Source organism: Carboxylicivirga sp., assembly GCF_982718395.1.
This window is the reverse complement of record NZ_CEXQWX010000111.1, coordinates 1-20,313: the sequence shown is the minus strand read 5'-3', so window position 1 is coordinate 20,313 and position 20,313 is coordinate 1. Positions and strand designations below refer to the sequence as shown.

General features: G+C 37.7%; 16 protein-coding genes and 1 tRNA gene. 8 read left to right on the top strand and 9 right to left on the bottom strand.

The window, feature by feature from the left end:
* The first annotated feature begins 193 nt into the window (after positions 1-193).
* A complete protein-coding gene (locus AC4MRQ_RS17760) occupies positions 194-1,159 on the top strand; it encodes a PLP-dependent cysteine synthase family protein (RefSeq protein WP_491199049.1) in 966 nt (321 codons plus the stop codon).
* A gap of 159 nt (positions 1,160-1,318) precedes the next feature.
* Here the strand turns inward: AC4MRQ_RS17760 and AC4MRQ_RS17755 are convergent, their stop codons facing one another.
* The 6 genes from AC4MRQ_RS17755 to AC4MRQ_RS17730 form a co-directional block, all read right to left on the bottom strand.
* Complete coding sequence (locus AC4MRQ_RS17755) at positions 1,319-1,648, bottom strand: hypothetical protein (RefSeq protein WP_491199048.1); 330 nt, start codon at positions 1,646-1,648, stop codon at positions 1,319-1,321.
* 19 nt (positions 1,649-1,667) lie between these two features.
* Entirely contained in the window at positions 1,668-2,078 is a 411-nt protein-coding gene (locus tag AC4MRQ_RS17750; protein WP_491199047.1) for a hypothetical protein, read from the bottom strand.
* Positions 2,079-2,122: 44 nt separating this feature from the next.
* A complete protein-coding gene (locus tag AC4MRQ_RS17745) occupies positions 2,123-3,121 on the bottom strand; it encodes a type II toxin-antitoxin system HipA family toxin (protein ID WP_491199046.1) in 999 nt (332 codons plus the stop codon).
* Complete coding sequence (locus tag AC4MRQ_RS17740; protein ID WP_491199045.1) at positions 3,118-3,447, bottom strand: HipA N-terminal domain-containing protein; 330 nt, start codon at positions 3,445-3,447, stop codon at positions 3,118-3,120. Before AC4MRQ_RS17740 ends, AC4MRQ_RS17745 begins: the two co-directional genes overlap by 4 nt.
* On the bottom strand, positions 3,444-3,665 hold the full coding sequence (locus AC4MRQ_RS17735) for a helix-turn-helix domain-containing protein (protein ID WP_491199044.1): 222 nt from the start codon (positions 3,663-3,665) through the stop codon (positions 3,444-3,446). Before AC4MRQ_RS17735 ends, AC4MRQ_RS17740 begins: the two co-directional genes overlap by 4 nt.
* A gap of 301 nt (positions 3,666-3,966) precedes the next feature.
* Positions 3,967-5,748, bottom strand: a complete 1,782-nt coding sequence (locus AC4MRQ_RS17730; RefSeq protein WP_491199043.1) for a P-loop NTPase fold protein — start codon at positions 5,746-5,748, stop codon at positions 3,967-3,969.
* Positions 5,749-6,687: 939 nt separating this feature from the next.
* On the opposite strand from AC4MRQ_RS17730, the gene AC4MRQ_RS17725 reads away from it, so the two are divergent.
* The 4 genes from AC4MRQ_RS17725 to AC4MRQ_RS17710 all read left to right on the top strand — a co-directional run bounded on the left by AC4MRQ_RS17725 (position 6,688) and on the right by AC4MRQ_RS17710 (position 12,175).
* The gene (locus AC4MRQ_RS17725; RefSeq protein WP_491199042.1) at positions 6,688-7,407 is read left to right on the top strand and encodes an NUDIX hydrolase; all 720 of its coding nucleotides are present in this window, start codon (positions 6,688-6,690) and stop codon (positions 7,405-7,407) included.
* 346 nt (positions 7,408-7,753) lie between these two features.
* Entirely contained in the window at positions 7,754-8,767 is a 1,014-nt protein-coding gene (locus AC4MRQ_RS17720; RefSeq protein ID WP_491199041.1) for an SPFH domain-containing protein, read from the top strand.
* Positions 8,768-9,709, top strand: a complete 942-nt coding sequence (locus AC4MRQ_RS17715) for a diacylglycerol kinase catalytic domain-containing protein (RefSeq protein WP_491199040.1) — start codon at positions 8,768-8,770, stop codon at positions 9,707-9,709.
* Between the two features lie 333 nt (positions 9,710-10,042).
* Entirely contained in the window at positions 10,043-12,175 is a 2,133-nt protein-coding gene (locus AC4MRQ_RS17710) for a class I SAM-dependent methyltransferase (protein ID WP_491199039.1), read from the top strand.
* Between the two features lie 37 nt (positions 12,176-12,212).
* Here AC4MRQ_RS17710 and AC4MRQ_RS17705 read toward each other — a convergent pair.
* Positions 12,213-12,286: transfer RNA gene (locus AC4MRQ_RS17705), tRNA-Ile, on the bottom strand.
* A gap of 224 nt (positions 12,287-12,510) precedes the next feature.
* Positions 12,511-12,819: a hypothetical protein gene (locus AC4MRQ_RS17700; RefSeq protein ID WP_491199038.1), complete on the bottom strand. Its 309-nt coding sequence runs from the start codon at positions 12,817-12,819 to the stop codon at positions 12,511-12,513.
* Positions 12,820-13,089: 270 nt separating this feature from the next.
* Here AC4MRQ_RS17700 and AC4MRQ_RS17695 point away from each other — a divergent pair, with 270 nt between their 5' ends.
* From AC4MRQ_RS17695 to AC4MRQ_RS17685, 3 genes are all read left to right on the top strand, one after another.
* Positions 13,090-13,380 (top strand): hypothetical protein, encoded by a 291-nt coding sequence (locus tag AC4MRQ_RS17695; protein ID WP_491199037.1) that lies wholly within the window; start codon positions 13,090-13,092, stop codon positions 13,378-13,380.
* Between the two features lie 94 nt (positions 13,381-13,474).
* Entirely contained in the window at positions 13,475-16,501 is a 3,027-nt protein-coding gene (locus tag AC4MRQ_RS17690; RefSeq protein WP_491199036.1) for a TolB family protein, read from the top strand.
* 268 nt (positions 16,502-16,769) lie between these two features.
* A complete protein-coding gene (locus AC4MRQ_RS17685; RefSeq protein WP_491199035.1) occupies positions 16,770-19,028 on the top strand; it encodes a sodium-translocating pyrophosphatase in 2,259 nt (752 codons plus the stop codon).
* A 376-nt stretch (positions 19,029-19,404) separates the two neighbouring features.
* Here AC4MRQ_RS17685 and AC4MRQ_RS17680 read toward each other — a convergent pair.
* A partial coding sequence (locus AC4MRQ_RS17680) for a hypothetical protein (RefSeq protein ID WP_491199034.1) occupies positions 19,405-20,313 on the bottom strand: 909 nt, incomplete at its 5' end.

The window sequence follows — 20,313 nt, the reverse complement described above, 5'->3', positions numbered from 1 at the left end:
CACCTTCAAATAATAATTCAACCCTATAATTAAAGTATATTAGGAACTTCCAGAACCAATGACTGTATGCTGACTGATCATATTTTTTCTAAAAAAAATTCTGGCATTCGTTTTTTGTTTCTTAATAAGTTATGGTTTATCCCGACCTATATTATATTTTTAGGGGCTATTAAGAAACCGGAAAAGAACAGCTATGTCAAAAATTGAATCCTTAAACCTAATAGGTAGTACCCCAATGGTACATTTAAAAACACTTGATCCCAAACCAGGTGTGGAGATACATGCAAAACTCGAGTATATGAATCCTACGGGAAGTATGAAAGATCGAATTATTGCTTATATGATTCAGAAAGGTGTTGAGGAAGGGAAAATCAATGAGAACACGACTATTGTTGAGGGAAGTTCCGGTAATACTGGTGCCTCAGTTGCAATGATTGCTTCAACTATGGGACTGAAATCAATTATTTTTGTTCCTGATAAATGCAGTGAGGAGAAGATTGCAATAATTAAATCATACGGTGCGGAAGTTATTGTAAAGCCTGAGCTGACATACGGAAAATTTCCTGCTTTAAAGGCAAGTGAAAGTGAAGACTACTATCACATTGATCAATATAACAACATTTATAATCCTGAAGCCCATTATATGACCTTAGGAAAGGAGATATGGGATGATATGAACGGGGAGATTGATGCCTTTGTGGCTACAGCATCTACAGGCGGTACATTATCAGGAGTTGCAAAACGATTAAAAGAAAATAATCCTAATATAAAAGCTATTCTGGCAGATCCGGTAGGCTCTGTTTACAAACCGTACCTGGATGGCAAAGAAGATTATATGTCCTATATTGAGTCATTTCATGTGGAAGGAGCCGGTAAGACTAAACTCTGTTCAACCATGGATTTTGACATTGTGGATGAAGCGATTGCATTTAATGATGAGAAAGCTATAGCTATGGTGCATCGGCTTGCCCGCGAGGAAGGTCTGATGGCAGGTGGTTCGGGTGGCGGTAATGTCTGGGCTGCTCTGGAAGTTGCAAAAAGGATGGAAGCTCCTGCGAAAATTGTAACTGTTTTGCCCGATAGTGGTTTTAAATACCTGAGCAAAATTTTCAATCCACAGTGGTTAAATGAAACAGGCCTTGGCCATCTGGTTAATTAACCTGGTATAAGCTCATTATACATTCATCCACGTTTTAATATTTCATTGAATTGATTGACTTTTCTTAAATGATGTAAAGTCAATCTTTCAATGACGATATCTTTATTTTGATTTCCTTAACCTGGTTTAAGGTTTGGTTAATCCTGCGTTTGGTGAGACTTACTTTATTGAATTTTGGTATTCTTCAAGGTAATTAAAGAATAGTTCCAGAGCTTTTGTTTCATCACCTTCAGCTTCTTCAATTAATGGGATCTCCCAAAAGCTAACATTATGTGCATTTTTAATAGTAAGGAACCACTTTTTAAATCCGTTTTCTGAATAGAAACTATCCATATTATCTCTGTACATCATTGTTGCCATCTCATAACCATTCAGGAAGGTTGATAAACTCCAAATATTGTTTTTACCTAGAAACATACCTGGTTTTTTCCTGATAACATTTAATAGAATGTCAGTTAAATCGCTACAATTTTTAATTTGTGTAATCATTGTTCTCGGTTTAAAGAGACTATTTAATATTAAATTCCCAGTGCCTGCCATATGAATTAACAAAAGCGTTTTCCATTTCTTCTTTATCCCTGAGTATAATGCTATCCGGTTTTAATATTAGGATTTTATTATATAACCTGTATTCAGGATGAGTTCCAACACCACCTTCCACATAAAAGCATTCACCAGGAGCAATTTTGTAAGTATAAATAAGATTTACAGTATCTCTATTCACAAGAAACCTGCTATTTCGACTGTCTAGATAAGGAATAAATGACTTACTCCTCCATGATGTTTCAAGGATATCTTTATCGTAATAGGCTTCTATCAATATATCATTTTTACAATTGTTTCTAATTTTAGCAGAGAATACTGGATCACAAGCTACTAAAATCAGGTAAGAGATAAATAATAAACCTATTTGCTTCATGATATATGTATTATGCATTTGGTGAGACTATCATTTTTCCTTCTCTAAGAAATTTGAGAAATCCTATATAGTTTTTTTAACCGGGTTAAATATGCCTGTTCGTAATTGCGTTTAAATTTATCAGATAGATATGAGCAACTTATCAGACTAAGCACTTCTTTCTTTTTGGAAGTTAGCTGAGAGAAAATACCGTCAATAAGTTTTCTATTAATTCCTGCCATTTCGCCAAGTTTATGAAACTGTTCGTGCACTTTACCTTTTGCATGGGTTAGAGGTAATAATCCATCATCAAGTGCAAAATCTTTATCCGTAATATGAATGCGACTATTTAGCAAATCATAAGCTGGACTCAATTTATAATCTCCCAACTCAGTTTGTATAAGTGAGAAGTTTTTAAAATGTGCATCTCCATTAGAAAACAAGTAGTTAAATACCATTAGTTTTAGGAGCTTGGGAGCTTCAACATTATAGGCAGGAACAAACTTTTTCAGTATCTCAAATAATTCATAATAATTCCCCAAATATTTATAGTTTTCTCCATGGGTTTGAGAAGTTCTTTGCGCTAACGAAGCAAAATCTTCCTGTGCCCGCTTAGTGCCGTCCTCTTTAACATCAAACCGCTTAGTGATGTAAGCCGGATCTCCGTTACGAAAAAAAATGAGCGCATTCTCAGCCGTTTCTATATTAAACACCTGTCTTGCTATTTGCATGGTTAAATGCTCGTTGGCAGGCATTTGTTCAGGATTTTTACCTACACCTGGTTTTGGTTTAAGGATGTATTGTCCTTGTTCACTTTCAGTTATCAGGCGTAGTTTGTTTTTGTCCAGCAAAACTGAGAACTTTTCCTGTACACCGGAAATGGACATCCTTTTTCGATTATCCTCAAATAACTCATCTGTTACTTCGTTTGTTGCCGGTGATTCATAAGGAAGTACATGACTAACTTTTTTTCCATTAAAAACACGCTTCAAAGCTGTTGATGAGTAGGTTTGATTCCCTTCTTTTAATGTACCTGGGCAATATTGGATATCAGGTAAACTCATGCATTATCTATTTTAATGATTCTAACAGCACCAATGGTGTCATATGTCGCAGTATTTAGCAATAAGCCAAAATGATCATTTTTATCAATACGCATGGCATGACAAACAACCTGTTTATTAGCTCCTTCCGGCAACATATTGTAAAAAAACGGGAACAAGTGTTCAGATTGGTATTCTTGCTGATTTTTGGGGAATGTCAGACTGACAGGAGGTTTATCAGCGGCATTAAACCATGCATCATGGTAGCGAAATACAAACCCTCCATTATCTAATTGTATAATCAAACCTGCCTCTTCGTTTTTGTAGATAACCCTAGCTTTTCTCATTGATTAGGATTTAGCGTTTTTACTTTTAATGTCAGTTCTAAACCTAATGCATCAGCCAATTTACTAATGGTTTGTAATGTGGGATTGCCTTTTCCACTTTCAAACTGTTTTAAGGTTCTAAGGCCTACACCAGATAATTCTGCCAGCATTTCCTGGTTTACCTGAAGCATTTCTCTGCGGGCTTTAATGGTTTTTACTAATTCTGAAAAGTGCAACATAACGCTCTATTTGTGTCAAAAATAAAGAATATACCAAACAAATAACAGCAAAAGTGCAATAATATACACTTTTGGAAGTATTTTAGCTATCTAGCCGTATTATATTACATAAAGGTGCAATTTATTGCACAATTTAATCACTATAAAAATTCGTTCTTTGAAATACTTTGTGAGACTTTAACAAAGCTTGTTATGGTCACAGACGACTTTAATCATTCGAAGTTGTAAGCGCAGGCTGGTTTGATATGCAATTACAAAGAAAATAACACCAATCTATGATCGGCGCCAGCGGGGATATTATTTAAAAGTCGTAGTGTATTGCTTTATTTAACTGTTGATCAAACTTCATTTGATTTTGGGAATAAGTGTTTACTACATTAATTAACACTTCAATAAAATCTTTATCGTCAATTTCTGTTAAGTAATGGTCCCTATCAATATGATGATAAGAACTGATCGTAGCCGTCAAACCATTACTCAATTCTATATTATATTCTATATACTTTTCATTATCCAAGTGATACCTGAACCGATTATCATTAATTTTCTTTGAGATAGAGTGAATGAGGTGCCAAGTATTATAATTAAGGTTGTCCAGTCTTTCTATTGGTTGACTAAATCGACTCTTAACGATCATTAAGCGTTTTAAAAGCTCTGCTGAACCATAAATTTCTAAAAGAAACCTTATTGAAGAAAGGGGTAATTCCTTTATGAATACTGTTGGTTTTAGATTAAATAATTTATCCGGCTTCTTTCGTGATATTACAAGTAGCTCTCTTAATGAAATTTGGTTACAATGAGATAAGATTGTCATTATTTGATTGAAAAATCTAGCTCCAATTGAATCGGGAGAATAATTTAATTTTTCAGGTAAAGCATCAATAAAATTCTGTAATGATTTTATGTTATCATACTCGTAAATATTTCTACTGAAAAATTTATCGAAGTATCCTCTATGGTCGGTTGTTTCACCATATTTATGCGTGAAAATACTAGTAAGATTATTATAGTCCGCAACTAAAATCGTTTTAGTAATGCCGAATTTGTTGCTATAAGCGTCTGTTAAGTTATTAACACTATCGCTATGCGCCGATAATACATTCAAAATTCTAAAAATATGATCTGGGTCCATTCTATCCATATCATCTATGATTAAAACGGTCTGTTTTCCTTTAGCATTAACTTGTTCAATTAATTGACGAATAAGTTGTGTGTAAAAGTTGTCTTCATAGATAGAGCCTTCCTGTTCATATATATCTTGAATATAGCTTTGTACTTTTGCTTCCTCATTTACCTGCTGTTCTGCGTGTTCATTGAAATACTCCTCTTTTAACTTATTAATTTTGTCATATATTTCGAAAGCTGATTTACCTATCCCTGGTATAAGCTTAATAAAAGGAGTAAGCACATTATGAGCATTTCTACCAAGATAATGTAGTAGGGTTTTGACATACGGTACCTTTTCTTTATCGAACTCAACATCTTTTCCAAGTAATTGAAATAAAAGCTCTGTTTTTATGTACTTAAAGATATCCTCATTCTGCGCTACTGAATAGTTAACCGGATACAGATGGAATACTTCATATTTATCCAAATGTTCCTCGAAAAAGAGTTTGAGAAAAGTGGTTTTCCCATGACCAAAAGGAGCAGAGAATAATATCTTGGGATTGTCTGGTTGATTAAGGTGTTGTCTAAACAGTAATAATGGATCTGTTACTGAGATATCAAGGTTGTCGAGATCAAAATGAGCTTCAAGTTCAACTTTGTTGACTGCAAATAGAATTTCAAATTTAACTTCATCAACATTAATGAGTTTTTCTTGGTCAATGGTTAAATCAATATCTAAGAAATCCTTATTGTTTACATCCTGCAGTTGATAATGGTTCAGACTTATAAGCTCTGAAAAGGAATGACCATTATTTTGAATGGTATATTTTAATTTAATATCGTGTTTTATTAAGACTTCGACAGGTAGAATAGTATTTAAACTATAGATACGTTTTAGTTTTAGATAGCGTTTATCAGCCTTAAGATTTACTATTGAAGGCTGCTCTTGGGTAATGACGATCTTTGTGTATGTCATAACTAAATTCTCAACGAATAAAATTTGAAAGATGAAATTTCTTATTTAGTGACAAATCCTCTCCATCGCCTATAAACAGCGCGATATAGTTACTATATAATACCATTCGCAATATGCGCGTGTGCTTTAAAACTACTCTATGACTCCACCCCCGAATGATTCTTCCAGACTAGGTGACTATTTTTCCGATTAGTGAATACTAAATTAAATATTTTGTTTAAATAACAAGTGGTGTTGATAAAAACTCTATATCTTTTGATTAATGGAATGGAAGTGAATCATATAACGCTTAAACTTAAAATGAATAAATAAACCCTGTTTTTGAGACTGTCAATGACAACGTAGATTATAGAAGGAAATATAGTCTCACAAGGCAGTGAATTTATTTTACCCTAACTAGTAAACATACAGGACAGTTTATTACAATCGTCGCCTTACTAAATTGATTTGCAACAAAACCATCAAGGTAGTATAGAAAATTTTTAAACTCGTCAGGTTTCCATTATTTACCACTTAACCGGAGCAATTTTAATCATTTCAAAAAAGCAGGCTTGGTTTCAATCAAAACCTAGCTTGATTTGGATCGAAACCTAGTGTGGTTTTGAGCAAAACCTAACTTGGTTTTAGGTAAAAGCAAGCTTGGTTTTTCCAAAACAGCATAATCAAACTAAATCCTCGCAGATTTTTCTGCGTGGTAATGCTGGTTTTTCTGCATTAGGCTACAGATGTCCCTTGCATATGCCTGCAGACTTTTCTGCATTAGGCTGCAGAAATTTCTGCAAAAACAATATTGATTGACCTCGTAATAGTACCCATGCATCCGAAAGAAAATCCCATATCACTGATTATAAGCACAAAAACATTAAGCGTTATATTTTTGTGTAGTTTTGACACATAAATATTTGTCAGTATAAAAATCGTTTGTACATTTGTGTCGTAATGACGCATAAAGAGACAATGGAAGACAAACAAAAATATTGCTACGAATATCCCCGCCCATCGGTCACAACTGATTGTGCTATTTTCGGCTTCGATGGTATTGACCTTCATATACTTTTGATAGAACGTGGCATTGAGCCGTTCAAAGGTCAGTGGGCTTTACCTGGTGGCTTTGTACAGATGGAGGAAACAACCGAAGCATGTGCCCGCCGTGAGTTAGCGGAAGAAACCGGTGTGAAAGATTTATTTCTGGAACAGCTCTATACCTTTAGTGATGTTAAGCGCGATCCAAGGGGGCGGGTGATTACCGTTTCGTATTTTGCTTTGATTAAATCAACCGACTTTAATCTGATTGGTGGTGACGATGCCAGTGATGCCCTTTGGTTCCCAATCAACCAGGTTCCATCGCTGGCCTTTGATCACGACCGCATTCTTCGCGTAGCTCATGATCGTTTAAAAGGGAAAATAAAATACGAACCTATTGGCTTTGAATTGTTGGAAGAGGTGTTTACCATTCCCCAGCTTCAGCGACTCTATGAAGCCATATTGGGTATTCAGGTTGACCGGCGTAATTTCAACCGGAAGATTATGAGTTTGGATATTCTTGAACCGATAGAAAATAAAGTGGAAGGTGTTGGCCACAAAGGTGCGCGTCAGTTCCGCTTTGACAGGGAAAAATACCAGGCACTTAAAAGCCGTGGTTTTAATTTTGAGATTTAATCAAACCCAGATTATGAATTGGAACTTCGTAGTGAGCATTGAAAATACCACAAAACAAGCATTTACTGAAACGAGGCATAGCATCGCTATGGTGAGTTGAAGAAAATGAACAGAGTGCCTTGTTTTTAAGTAGTTTCAAGGTGTAATAGAATTTCTAATGCATATTCTGGGTTAAATGCATTTGTTCTTGTAGCACGAGTCAGACTTTAGCTGTAGTTGTCTGACAAACCAAAGTACAGCTAAATGGTAAGCTACCTTCTGATAACATTGACCTATAGGTCTTTGAATGGAATTGTTGTATCATATTTTAAGCTAAAAGGCTCTTAACACTTTAAACCAACACGTTATGTTCGGAATTAATTTTGTGAAATTTGACTCGATGACACACGTCATTCAATTCTCCAATGGTAAAATTAAAAGAGAAGGTAAAGGCTTATCGTTTTACTACTATTCGCCCAGCACATCTATTGCAGCCATACCTTTAGGCAGTAAGGATATTCAATTTATCTTCAGCGAAACAACCAATGACTTCCAGAAGATAGCCATCCAGGGACAAATTACTTACATCATTAAAAACCCTAAGAAGCTATCTGAAGTACTGGACTTCACACTGGTAAATCGTCACCAATATAAAGAAGACAATTTTGAAAAGATCAATCAGCGCCTGAACAACGAAGCACAGGCTGCTACCTCAAAGTTTATTCAGCAGCTGGATCTAAAGACGGCTATCCGAAGCGCCAAAGAAATAGGCGAATACATTGATGATGGATTAAGATCATCAGAAGCCATTGCTCATCTGGGTGTGGAAGTGATTAATGTGGATGTTATTGGAGTCTCGCCTAGTCCTGAAATGGCCAAAGCACTGGAAACAGAAACACGTGAGGCACTCCAGAAAGAAGCTGATCAGGCCATTTATGAGCGTCGCAATTTTGCCGTTGAACAGGAAAGACGCATTCGTGAAAGTGAGTTAAATACGGAGATTGCTGTGCAGGAGAAAGAAAAAGAGATTCTGGAAAAGAAGTCGCAGATTAAATTGAAAGAGCAGGAAAGCGAACGGGAGATTCGGGAACAAAAGATGGCAGCCGACTTATCCATTGAAGAGTCAAAGACACAGCTAACAGAAATGCAAACAGCGAACATGAAGAAGGAGGCCGATGCCAAAGGTTACTTATTGGAGAAAACGCTGTCGCCTTATCAGGCCTTTGATTGGAAAATGCTGATGGCTATGAATGTGCAGAACATGGATGCCCGCGATAACATTGCCCTGGCATTCCGCGAACTGGCTGAAAACACAGATAAAATTGAGAATCTGAATATCAGCCCTGACTTATTACAAACCCTGTTGCAAAAGAAGTCGTAGATGACAACTGATAATGCAATTATTGTAACCAACAAAACCAGGCTTGAGCAGTTAATCGAACGATTTAACACCAAGGCTCAGGCCCGGTTTTATATCGAACATTCGGGTGGTGACTTTAATGCCTACCAGCAAGAGCATGATTGTTTTTATCAATCGCTGGAGAAGATACAGCGCCTTACTGCTCAGCACCTGAAGTTCAAGATCATTGACCGTTCTTTTCTGCCTAATTTTATTTTTAGTGAGAATGACTGCATTATTATTGTGGGACAAGATGGTCTGGTGGCTAATACGGCCAAATATGCCAAGGGACTACCTATGTTGCCTGTTAATCCTGATCCTGCCAGAAACGATGGGATATTACTTCCATATGGTCCGGACAACTTTAAAAACGGATTGCTACAATTTCTTAATGAGAGCAGTACGTTTAAACAAGTAACCATGGCAGAAGCCACCTTAAAGGACGGGCAGAAAATACAGGCCTTTAATGACTTGTTTATTGGCCCGGCTTCCCACACATCGGCACGCTATAAGCTTTGGTATAAACAGCAAGCCGAAGTTCAATCGTCCAGTGGGATAATCATTTCCACAGGTGCCGGTTCTACGGGTTGGCTAAGCTCCTTATTCAACATGGCTAACCGGATCAATCATGCCTTTGACAACAGCCATCATGATATGGAGATGCAGATGGAATGGGATGACGATCACCTGGTATACATTGTCAGGGAGCCGTTTAAGAGCCGGCATTCCAATATTCAATTGTCAGCGGGTATTATTCCCAAAGGTGAATCGTTAAAAATAGAATCACATATGCCCATGAATGGGAAAATATTCAGCGATGGTCTTGAGAATGATTACTTAGCCTTTAACGCAGGTGCTATTGCAGAAATAGGCATCGCCAAAGAAAAAGCGAATATAGTTTTTACTGGTGATTCAATATACTGAGACGAAATAAGGGTTTAGTTGTAATGACGGAACAGACCTTGGCTGGTGAGCATAAATACAAGTTTGTTTGGACGTAAAATCGTGCCTGTTTGAGAGATCGACAAAGGAGAGATCGAGTTTTAGCGATTTAGTCAAAAGAAACGTAGTAATTATAGCGAAGCAGGCGCAGTCTTGATTTTCTTTGCTTACTTTCTTTTCTTGATAAAAGAAAAGTAAGTCAGGGTTTTAGGGATGAAATCCCTATTAAATAAAAATCAAGTTTCAACCCTTGATTCATGTTTTAACTTCGAACTCAGCTTAATAATGTATTTTTAGCGCACTAAAAACCAAGTTATGTACGCAGATCAAGACAGGGGAGATCAGGAGAAATATCAAAGGTACCTGGCCGGGATGGACACCATCATTGTGGAAAAAGTCGCCTCGGCCAGTGCTTATTTTCATGAGAAAGAAGGCCATGCCATTGTCGATGTCGGAATGGCTTCAGGCACCAGCTCCTATATTCTCGCTCTCCTCTTTCCTGACACGCAGATTATTGGTATAGATATCAATAACAAGATGGTGGAGATTGCTCAAAAGACTTATTCACTACCCAATCTTGAATTCAGGGTGGACGACGGGGAAACTCTTGCATCTTTAAGCAATGAGAAAATTATTGGCTTCTTCAATTGTTCCTCCATTCATCACATCACTTCATTTAATAATTATTCTCAGAACAAAGCCTACTTAACACTGAAGCGACAGGCTGAACTGTTGAGTGACGAAGGCGTTATCGTAGTTCGTGATTTCGTCAAACCAGAAGACAAGGACATCATCATACAATTCCCTGAAAATAAGCAGGGACAGCATGATGCAACCTTATTAGAGCAATTTGCACAAACAGCCCGCTCACTGGCACCAACAAACGAACAGGGATTTCCAATAATTAAGGTCAACCACAATGGTAAGACGGCTTATCAACTCAGCTATCCTGATGCTGTTGAATTTATTCGTCGTAAAGACTACTTAAACGACTGGGATATCGAACTGCAGGAAGAATATGCCTACTATACACAGCGGGATTTTGAAACGGTATTAACCAGTTTGGGTTTAAGAACTATTGTGTCTCAGCCTATCTACAACCCATGGATAGTCAACAATCGCTACACAAATAAATTCAATCTATACGACTTAAATGGATACCCCGTTAGTTGTCCGCCCACCAATTATGTGATAGCTGCAGAGAAAGTATCAGGCAAAGGCACTCTGCTTAAATCTGCAAGGCAATTACCTCTGCCTAATAAAAGCTTTTTAAAGATACAGTCCTTTATCAATACAGATAATAGTGCTGTGTTTGATGTGGCGCAACGTCCTGGTAATGTCATCGACATATTGCCATATGTGATGGAAGGAAAGCAAGTGCGAATCCTGGCCAAACATGCTTATCCCCGTCCCATCATTCATCAAAACAAACAGTTGATCGATAACAAACGCTATAGTGGTTATATTATTGAAGGAATCACAGCAGGTCTTAATGGAAATCAGGACGTAAATAACCTGGAGCAACTTCTCAGAAATCGATTAAACTTCCAGGAGAATGAAATCCAGGATGCTAAACAGGATCTTAGCTTCTATACTTCGCCGGGAGGGGTTAATGAAATGGTTAAAAGTTACCACGTCTGGCTAAAAGATATCCGTAATTTTCCAAAACAACTTGGTAATGTTTCAGGATTTTGTGACTCTGGTTGTTATCGACCTTATGATGCTCTGCAATTACTTAAGTCTGCACAGGTAGGCGCATTACCCGATGCCAGGCTGGAGTTAAGTATTTACCGTTTGTTACAAAAGCTGCAACAACCTCCCGGGAAATGGTTAAATGAGACATGTGATATACCTGAGATTAGCAAGATTACAAGCAGTGATATCAAGACCTTATCAGATGCAAACGAATGTCCTTTTAAACCAACCGATAAGTGTAGTGATTTCTTAACACACCGACGTGCTAAGTTCTATGAATATCCCAAGGAGGGCAGTGAACAGGTATTAGAGTATATCGAACCCGCAAGACTGAGTTCAAATACAATTGTAACCCTTCCGGTATACCGTTCCAATGGAAATATTTATATAGGTATTGAAAAAAGAAACCTACCCGTTCCCCAATTAATTGAAGGAAATAGTTGCTTACTGGCTGCCCCCGCATTTCGTTTGCCCAAAGAAATCAGCAATCAGGAGGAAATGAAAAATTATATTCTTGAACGTGATTTCTTTAATACCAGAGTTAATACAATTACCAAATTGGGTGAGAAATATCTGCCTTGCATTGGTATTAGCCCGGAACAGGTTTATCCATATATTGTGTCACTTACAAAACCAACCAAAGATTTATTTTGGATAGATCTATACCAACTGATTGAAAACGCTGATAAATTAAGAGATGGGCATTTGTTAATTGCAATATACCGTTTGAAACATCAGATTGAGTGCAAATAAAAAAGCAGCCACTTGAAAGTAACTGCTTAATTTTATGTGGGCCCACCTGGGCTTGAACCAGGGACCCCCTGATTATGAGTCAGGTGCTCTAACCAACTGAGCTATAGGCCCGGCTTTTCAAGGTATATTACCTTTTCAGCGGATGCAAAAATAGAAAGGAATTTGTTATAATCAAAAGGCTACAGCAATAAATTACGATATTAAAAACACATTTATTTATATCCTTCACATTATCTGCACGATATGACTCCGTTCTATAAACGGTAAATATAAGTTGCAAACTAAATATGACTTCCCTTTAATTGGCTTTGCTCCTATTGAACAATAGGTAATAGTTACTTTTTGCCGGTATAATTGCCATCCACAAGACCTTTAATAACTGCCACTACTCCAATTACTAACAAAATGGGAGGATAATAAAAAATATAACCCGCTGCATAGCCTACTACAAACCAAACAATGGCTATTGTTATCATGGCTACCCCTCCCAATACGCCTTTTTTCATCCCCTTCTTTTCAGCACCAAAAAATCCACCGGTATCTTCCTCCTCTTCGGCGGCTTCCTTAAGCTTTTTTAAACGTATTGCTTCCGACTCGTCCAGTTCACCTTGATCACACGTACCCTCAAAAACAGGTTTTTCCATTGTTAAACCACAAATTAGTCCTATAGAAGGATTAAATTTTCTTTTCGTGCATACCTTGCATTGTTGTAATTGTACACTTGTCATATGTAAGAAATTAGGTTATTATTTTCTGAAACTACAGAAAAATATCTTCAATCGTTTATTAGTTAATCAATTCAGAATGAATCTAAATGCCCTATAGTTTTGTTCTTTAATATTTCTCTTCCAATTGTATTTTTAGTAGCTTAGTTGTAATTGTATAACTGACATTTTTAATCAAAATCCCTTAGTATGAAAAATTTACCCAGATTAAGTTCCCTTGCTTTTTCGCTACTGATATTAATTAGTCTAAGCTCCTGTCTCCCCGGAGGAGGAAATTACTCTCCTGCTGATCCTGCAGGATTCTTCACAGGTATCTGGCATGGTTGGATTGCTCCAATTTCACTGATACTTGGATTATTTAATAAAGACATCACTATCTATGAAACATTTAACTCAGGATGGTGGTATGATTTTGGTTTTTACATCTCAATTATTGCTGGTTTTGGAAGCCTTCGTCTGATACGAAAGAAAACTAGTTGATGTTTTCTATTTCCAAACCTATTTAATTATCATAAATTAACAACATTATTGGCTGCTTTGCGTAGTAATATGAACCTGATAAGTCACCTTTTTAATGAGCAGATTATTCACCATAATCGTATTGGTTGGATGGAGTGTCGTCACACTTCACGCACAGTACTTTGGCCAGAATAAACCTGCATACGAGAAGTTTGATTTTCAACTATACAAGACTCCTAATTTTGAACTCTACCATTACTTTAAGAACCCCGAACTGGTAAAACAGTTGGGGGAAAGTGCCGAGAAATGGTACTATTATCATCAGCAGATACTGCTTGACACCTTTCAGGTTCGAAGCCCTGTTATCTTTTACAGCAACCATGCCGACTTTCAACAGACTACTGCTGTTAGCAGCCGCATTGATGTTGGTACAGGTGGTGTAACCGAAGGTATGAAGCGACGAGTTGTTATGCCCGTTTTATTTACGAATGAGCAAACAGATCATGTACTGGGGCATGAATTGGTACATGCTTTTCAATATCACATGCTATCGTATGATGAAGAAATTAACCTGATGGCGATCAACAATGTGCCTTTATGGATGATTGAAGGTATGGCTGAATATTTGTCGCTTGGGAGTGTTAACAGTCAAACTGCTCTTTGGATGCGTGATGCCTTAATTAACAACAACTTCCCGACATTGGAGGACATGACACGAAGTTATCGTTATTCTCCTTATCGTTACGGCCATGCTTTCTGGGCTTTTATTGCCTATCAATACGGCGAGCAGTACATACCCCGCCTTTTCAAGGCAGCAGCACACAATGGTTATGAACAGGCTATTGGCGATGTGCTAATGATGTCTGATGATTCTCTATCCGTTATTTGGAAAAACACCTTAAAAGATCATCTTTTAAGCGAAAGTATCGACTCTACTTTTACAATTATTGGTGATCGATTGATATCGAAAAAAAACAGCGGAAGGTATAATCTTAATCCATCCATCAGCCCTAATGGAGAATATGTAGTTTATCTGTCAGAACGAGATTTATACGACATCGACTTGTTTCTGTCCGGAACAAAAAATGGCGAGGTTATAACCCGCTTATATACGGCCACCAGTCACGATGAAATTGATGCATTAAACTATCTTGAAACTTCCGGTACCTGGTCTCCTGACAGTCGTTATTTTGCATTTATCGCTTTCAAACAAGGTAAATCGACCTGTCAGATTTTTGATGTTAAAAAGAAACAAGTTACGCAGGAGATATACATTCCTGAAGTGGATGAAATCAGCTGGCCGGCCTGGTCTCCACAAGGAAATGCAATAGCATTTTCCGCTATTAAAGAAGGCGTGTCCGACATTATCTTATACAACATTGACAGGAAAACACACAGAAACATTACAAATAACAATCATTCCTGTATTCAACCATCATGGAGTGCTGATGGACAATGCATCTACTATGTAACCGATAAAAACCTGTCTCAAAATCCTAATCCGCAAAAAAGCCTGAACCTGGCCTGTATATCGACTGATGGACTTCAACATGATTATTTTAGAACTTTTAACGGAGCTAAAAATCTCAACCCAATCGCTACAACTAATAAAAATGAAGTCCTTTTTCTTTCCAATTGGGACGGGCGGCGAAATTTATATCTTTTAAACACAGCCAGCAATAATATTTCGCAGATTACAAATTATCCAACCGGTATCATTGGGATGACGGACTATTCACCAGCTTTAACCATTTCTGGTGATACATTACTTTATACAATGTTATGGAACGGTGAATATTCTATATATAAGACATCAGTATCCCAACTGCATAAAAACAAACAACTTATTCACGCTCAGGAGGCCAATCACGCAGCATCACGTTTATTACCCTATTCACATATCCCTTCTCAAATAGAAACTAACCTTTATTTTAACAGGCAACCATATGCTTTACAGACTGACAGCTTCTATAATGACGAGATAAAGAATAAATTTAAGCTCGATTATATAGGTAATACCACGGCCGGAGTAATGACCGGACGATTCGGTACCGGAATGGCAGGCAGCATTGAGGCAATGTTTAGCGATATTCTTGGCAAAAACATGGTCTATACTGCCCTTAGTATTAATGGTGAAGTATATGATTTTGGTGGGCAGATTGCCTATATTTCACAACGAAAAAGAGTTAAGATTGGGGTCGGATTATCCCACATTCCATACCGAACAGGTACTTATCAATACCAAACAGACTCATTAGCCGATGGTAGTACAACACGCACGCTTAATTATCTTTTCAGACGAACCTTTGAAGATAAATTATCTGTTTTTACTTTTATTCCGATCAATAAAACCCGACGCTTCGAGCTAGGAGCTTCCTATGCTTTTTATAATTACAGAATTGAGAAAATAAAAAACATCAATTCTTATTCTCAGATTTATTCTGCTGAGAAGGAAAAATTACCGGCACCAGATGGCTTTGGGACAGGTATATTGGACGCTGCCTTTGTCATCGACAATGCCAAAATGGGCTTGGCCTCACCGGTTGAAGGAAAACGATTACGCATACAGCTTGAGCATTACCTACACAAATTACAGATGCAGACCGTATTAATCGATTTCCGCCGATACTTCTTTGTCAAACCCTATAGTATTGCTTTTAGATTATACCATTATGGTCGCTATGGCAGAGATTCAGACAGTGAGCGTATGACCGAATTATTCCTTGGTTCTCCATGGTTTGTGAGAGGCTATGACATGGGCAACTTATATGGAGATGAATCAATTAACGCTAATACAATAAGCATGAATCAACTGATTGGAACTCGGCTTTTGGTTACTAATCTCGAGTGGCGCATTCCTTTTACCGGCCCTAAAGAAATTGCCTGGTTTGGTTCCAACTTCCTGTTTAGTGAACTGGCTCTATTTGTTGATGGAGGCGTTAGTTGGAATAAAAACTCACGTCCGGTCGCACGTCTAACAACAAATAGCAATGCACAGCGTATTCCTGTTTTTAGTGGTGGATTAGCTTACCGTATTAACCTTTTTGGTGCAATGATACTCGAACCTTATTATGGCTTCCCGTTCCATCAAAACCAGTTTAAGAAAGGTGAATTTGGCATTAACATCTTTGCTGGGTGGTGATGTAAATCAGGAATATTTTTCAAAGAATAGTTTATCAGCCTTCTTAAAATCATTATCTTGTCATTGCGGGGACGGATAATTATGTGAGGAAAGTTAATTGGAGAGAATCCTGAAAACGAAACCACATGGAATATCTAAGCCGGATCAAACCGACTTATAATAATCTCTTGATCAGTCGAAATAATACTTTCTCTCGACAACTTTCTTACGTCCGCCATTCAAGCACATCTTATACCCTTACTCATTTAATAACTAAAACAACATTTCTATGGATTTAATTTTTTGGTTTATACCAATAGCTTCTGTATTAGCATTGGTTTTTGCGTGGATATTCTTCAAGTCCATGATGAAAGAATCGGAAGGTACCGATAAAATGAAAGAAATAGCACAACATGTCAGGGATGGAGCGATGGCCTATCTTTCGCGTCAGTACAAAGTCGTCGGTATTGTTTTTCTAGTCTTATTAGTTATACTTACCATACTCGCTTTCATTGGGGTTCAAAATCCGTTTGTACCAATCGCTTTCCTGACCGGAGGTTTCTTTTCTGGCCTCTGTGGTTTCCTTGGTATGAAAACGGCCACATTTGCCTCTGCCAGAACAGCTCATGGTGCCTCACAATCATTAAATAGAGGACTTAAAGTTGCTTTTCGAAGTGGAGCAGTTATGGGTCTGGTAGTTGTTGGTTTCGGATTGATTGATATTGCTCTTTGGTATTGGTTATTGAATTATATCTACGATCATAACATTTTCGGTTTAGGTTTAAAAATAGCAGAAGAAGTTAACCTGATGGGAGCCTGGACAACAGACTTCGTTGCTAATTCGGAATGGACACATGCTAAGATGGTACATATCACGACTACCATGCTAACCTTCGGTATGGGAGCTTCTACTCAAGCTTTATTTGCACGTGTGGGTGGAGGAATATATACCAAAGCTGCCGATGTTGGTGCTGACCTTGTTGGAAAGGTAGAAGCTGGCATACCAGAAGATGATCCGCGTAACCCTGCCACCATTGCTGATAATGTAGGTGATAATGTAGGTGATGTAGCCGGTATGGGTGCCGACCTTTACGAATCATATTGTGGTTCCATTTTAGCAACAGCGGCATTAGGTGCTGCCATTTCAATGAATTCAGGCACATTTAATGAAAAAGCAATCATTGCACCAATGATAGTTGCCGCCATTGGTATCATCTTCTCCATATTAGGTATTTTCATGGTGCGTACAAAAGAAGATGCATCTGCCAAAAACCTTCTTAATTCTTTATTAGTCGGAACTGCTGGCTCTTCAATTTTGATATTGATTGCGATTGGCGTAATGGCATATTTCGGTTGGTTTGGTTGGGGTATATTTGGCTCCGTTGTAGCTGGTTTGATAGCAGGTATTATTATCGGACAAGGAACAGAATATTACACTTCAGATGGCTATAAGCCAACGCAGGGAATTGCCAAACAGGCTCAACAAGGTCCTGCCACAACTATTATAGACGGTATTGCTGTAGGTATGTACTCTACCTGGATTCCGGTTATTACGATTGTTGCCGGTATTATCGCTGCTTTTGGCTTTGCAGGTGGATTTACCGATTTTAGCGAAGGAGTTTATGGTATCGGCTTTGCTGCTGTTGGTATGTTATCTACATTAGGTATCACTTTGGCAACCGATGCCTTTGGCCCCATCGCTGATAACGCAGGAGGTAATGCCGAGATGGCCGAATTACCTAAAGAAGTTCGTGAACGTACAGATGCACTCGATATGCTTGGTAACACAACGGCTGCAACAGGTAAAGGGTTTGCCATTGGTTCGGCAGCTCTGACAGCTATGGCCTTGCTGGTCGCTTACATGGAAGAAGTACGAATCTGGCTCAAAAAGGTGCCTGAATTAGGTAATAAATTTCTTGAAGTAACAGGTGCAGAGAGTTTAACAAAAGCCACTATTCAGAATTTTGTTGATTATTACGAACTTAACATGTTTAACCCATTATTGTTGGCTGGTTTATTTATTGGTGCCATGATGGCATTTGTATTCTGTGCTATGACCATGAAAGCAGTTGGTCGTGCAGCTGGTGCTATGGTTGAAGAAGTTCGTCGTCAGTTCCGTGAAATACCTGGTATTCTTGAAGGAACTGGTAAGCCAGAATACGCCAAATGTGTAGCGATCTCCACTAAAGGTGCTCAGCACGAAATGATGGTTCCATCAATACTTGCTATTGCCGTACCTATAATTGTCGGCATCGTATTTGGAGTTGCTGGTGTTATTGGTCTGCTCATGGGAGGTCTCGTAACAGGCTTCACATTGGCTGTGATGCTTAACAACTCCGGAGGTGCATGGGATAATGCCAAAAAGTACATCGAAAAAGGTAATTATGGAGGTAAAGGAAGCGAGGCTCATAAAGCTGGTGTAGTTGGTGATACGGTAGGTGATCCGTTTAAAGATACGTCAGGTCCTTCATTAAACATCCTGATTAAACTAATGACCATGGTATCGGTGGTGATGTCAGGTCTAACGGTTATCTATTCATTTTTTTAAGAAACCACTTCTACAAAGCGGGTGATCCATCATCCGTTTACCATCAATAAAATAATTTGCCGCCCTTATTTACGGGGCGGCTTTTTTACGTTTTCACTGAACAGAATACGTAACTAATGAGCCATTGATAAATTAATACAACCTCGTTTTTAAACTCATCCTCTTTATCCTAGTATCATGTAACAACTTGAAGCTAACTCCTGAAAACCAACCACATAATATCTCATATCCTTTACGGGATTCTTTTCTCCAATACAATTTCACAATACTGGTTTAATTGTTCGTTAAATTGTGCCACTCATTACAACGAAAGAGGGGTTGCAGATATAGAAATAAAAAACCCGAACTTTCAATGGTTCGGGTTAAATCTTATGAATTAGTTCGCATTTCGATCAAAAAACCTGTCCACCTCTTTATTCCAGTAATCTAAAGTTTTTGACCTTCCCTTATTAGTTAATTCACTTGTTTCATTGAATTTTTTCACTTCTTTATTGAATTCAGCTACGGCATTATTATAGGTCTCAACTTGCTCTTTAGTTCTTTTACTTTTCTTAGTACTCTCCATTACCTTTTGAGCCTTTTCAAAGTTATCCTTAGCTACATAAAAGTTAACCATAGACGGATAGTGTACCTTTGCCTCCTCATCAAAATATTTAAAAACCTGATTGGCTGCTGCTTTTAATTGCGCATCACCATTATAACTATCCAATTGCTTTAGTTTCTCTACGCCTTCTTCATTAAAAGATACCATAGAGTTAATATTTTGCTCCATAGCATTCACATCTGCACGTTCAAAGGCATCCATAATGTATGCTTCCTGCTTGTATGATTTAAAAAAGATTAAAAAAACATCATTATAATATTCCAAAGCCTTACTTGCCTTTTCAATTTTGGCAGATTTTTTATCCACCTCACCTTCAACCAGCGTTATGTTATTTTCAGCAGCAAACTTTTCCTGAGCAGCCAGTAATTTATCAAAAGCATCATCTAGTTTTTTATTTGCCAGTTCTTTAGCTAAAATATATGCCTCCATTAAGTCATATGATTGTTCTGCAATATCTTCCATATCCAATATCTTGTCGAAATCTTCCCTTAATACGGTATATGTCAGCTGCAAATAGTCTTTTACTGCATTCTTATAGGAAGTATCTTCTGTATATGGCTTTATTGCGCTAACCTGACTTTTTCGGATACTTACTTCTTTGATAAGCTCAATACGCTTTTTCTCCACTTTTCGGGCACCTTTACCTTTGGTTACAGCCTTCAGATATTGCCAGGTTTCGTC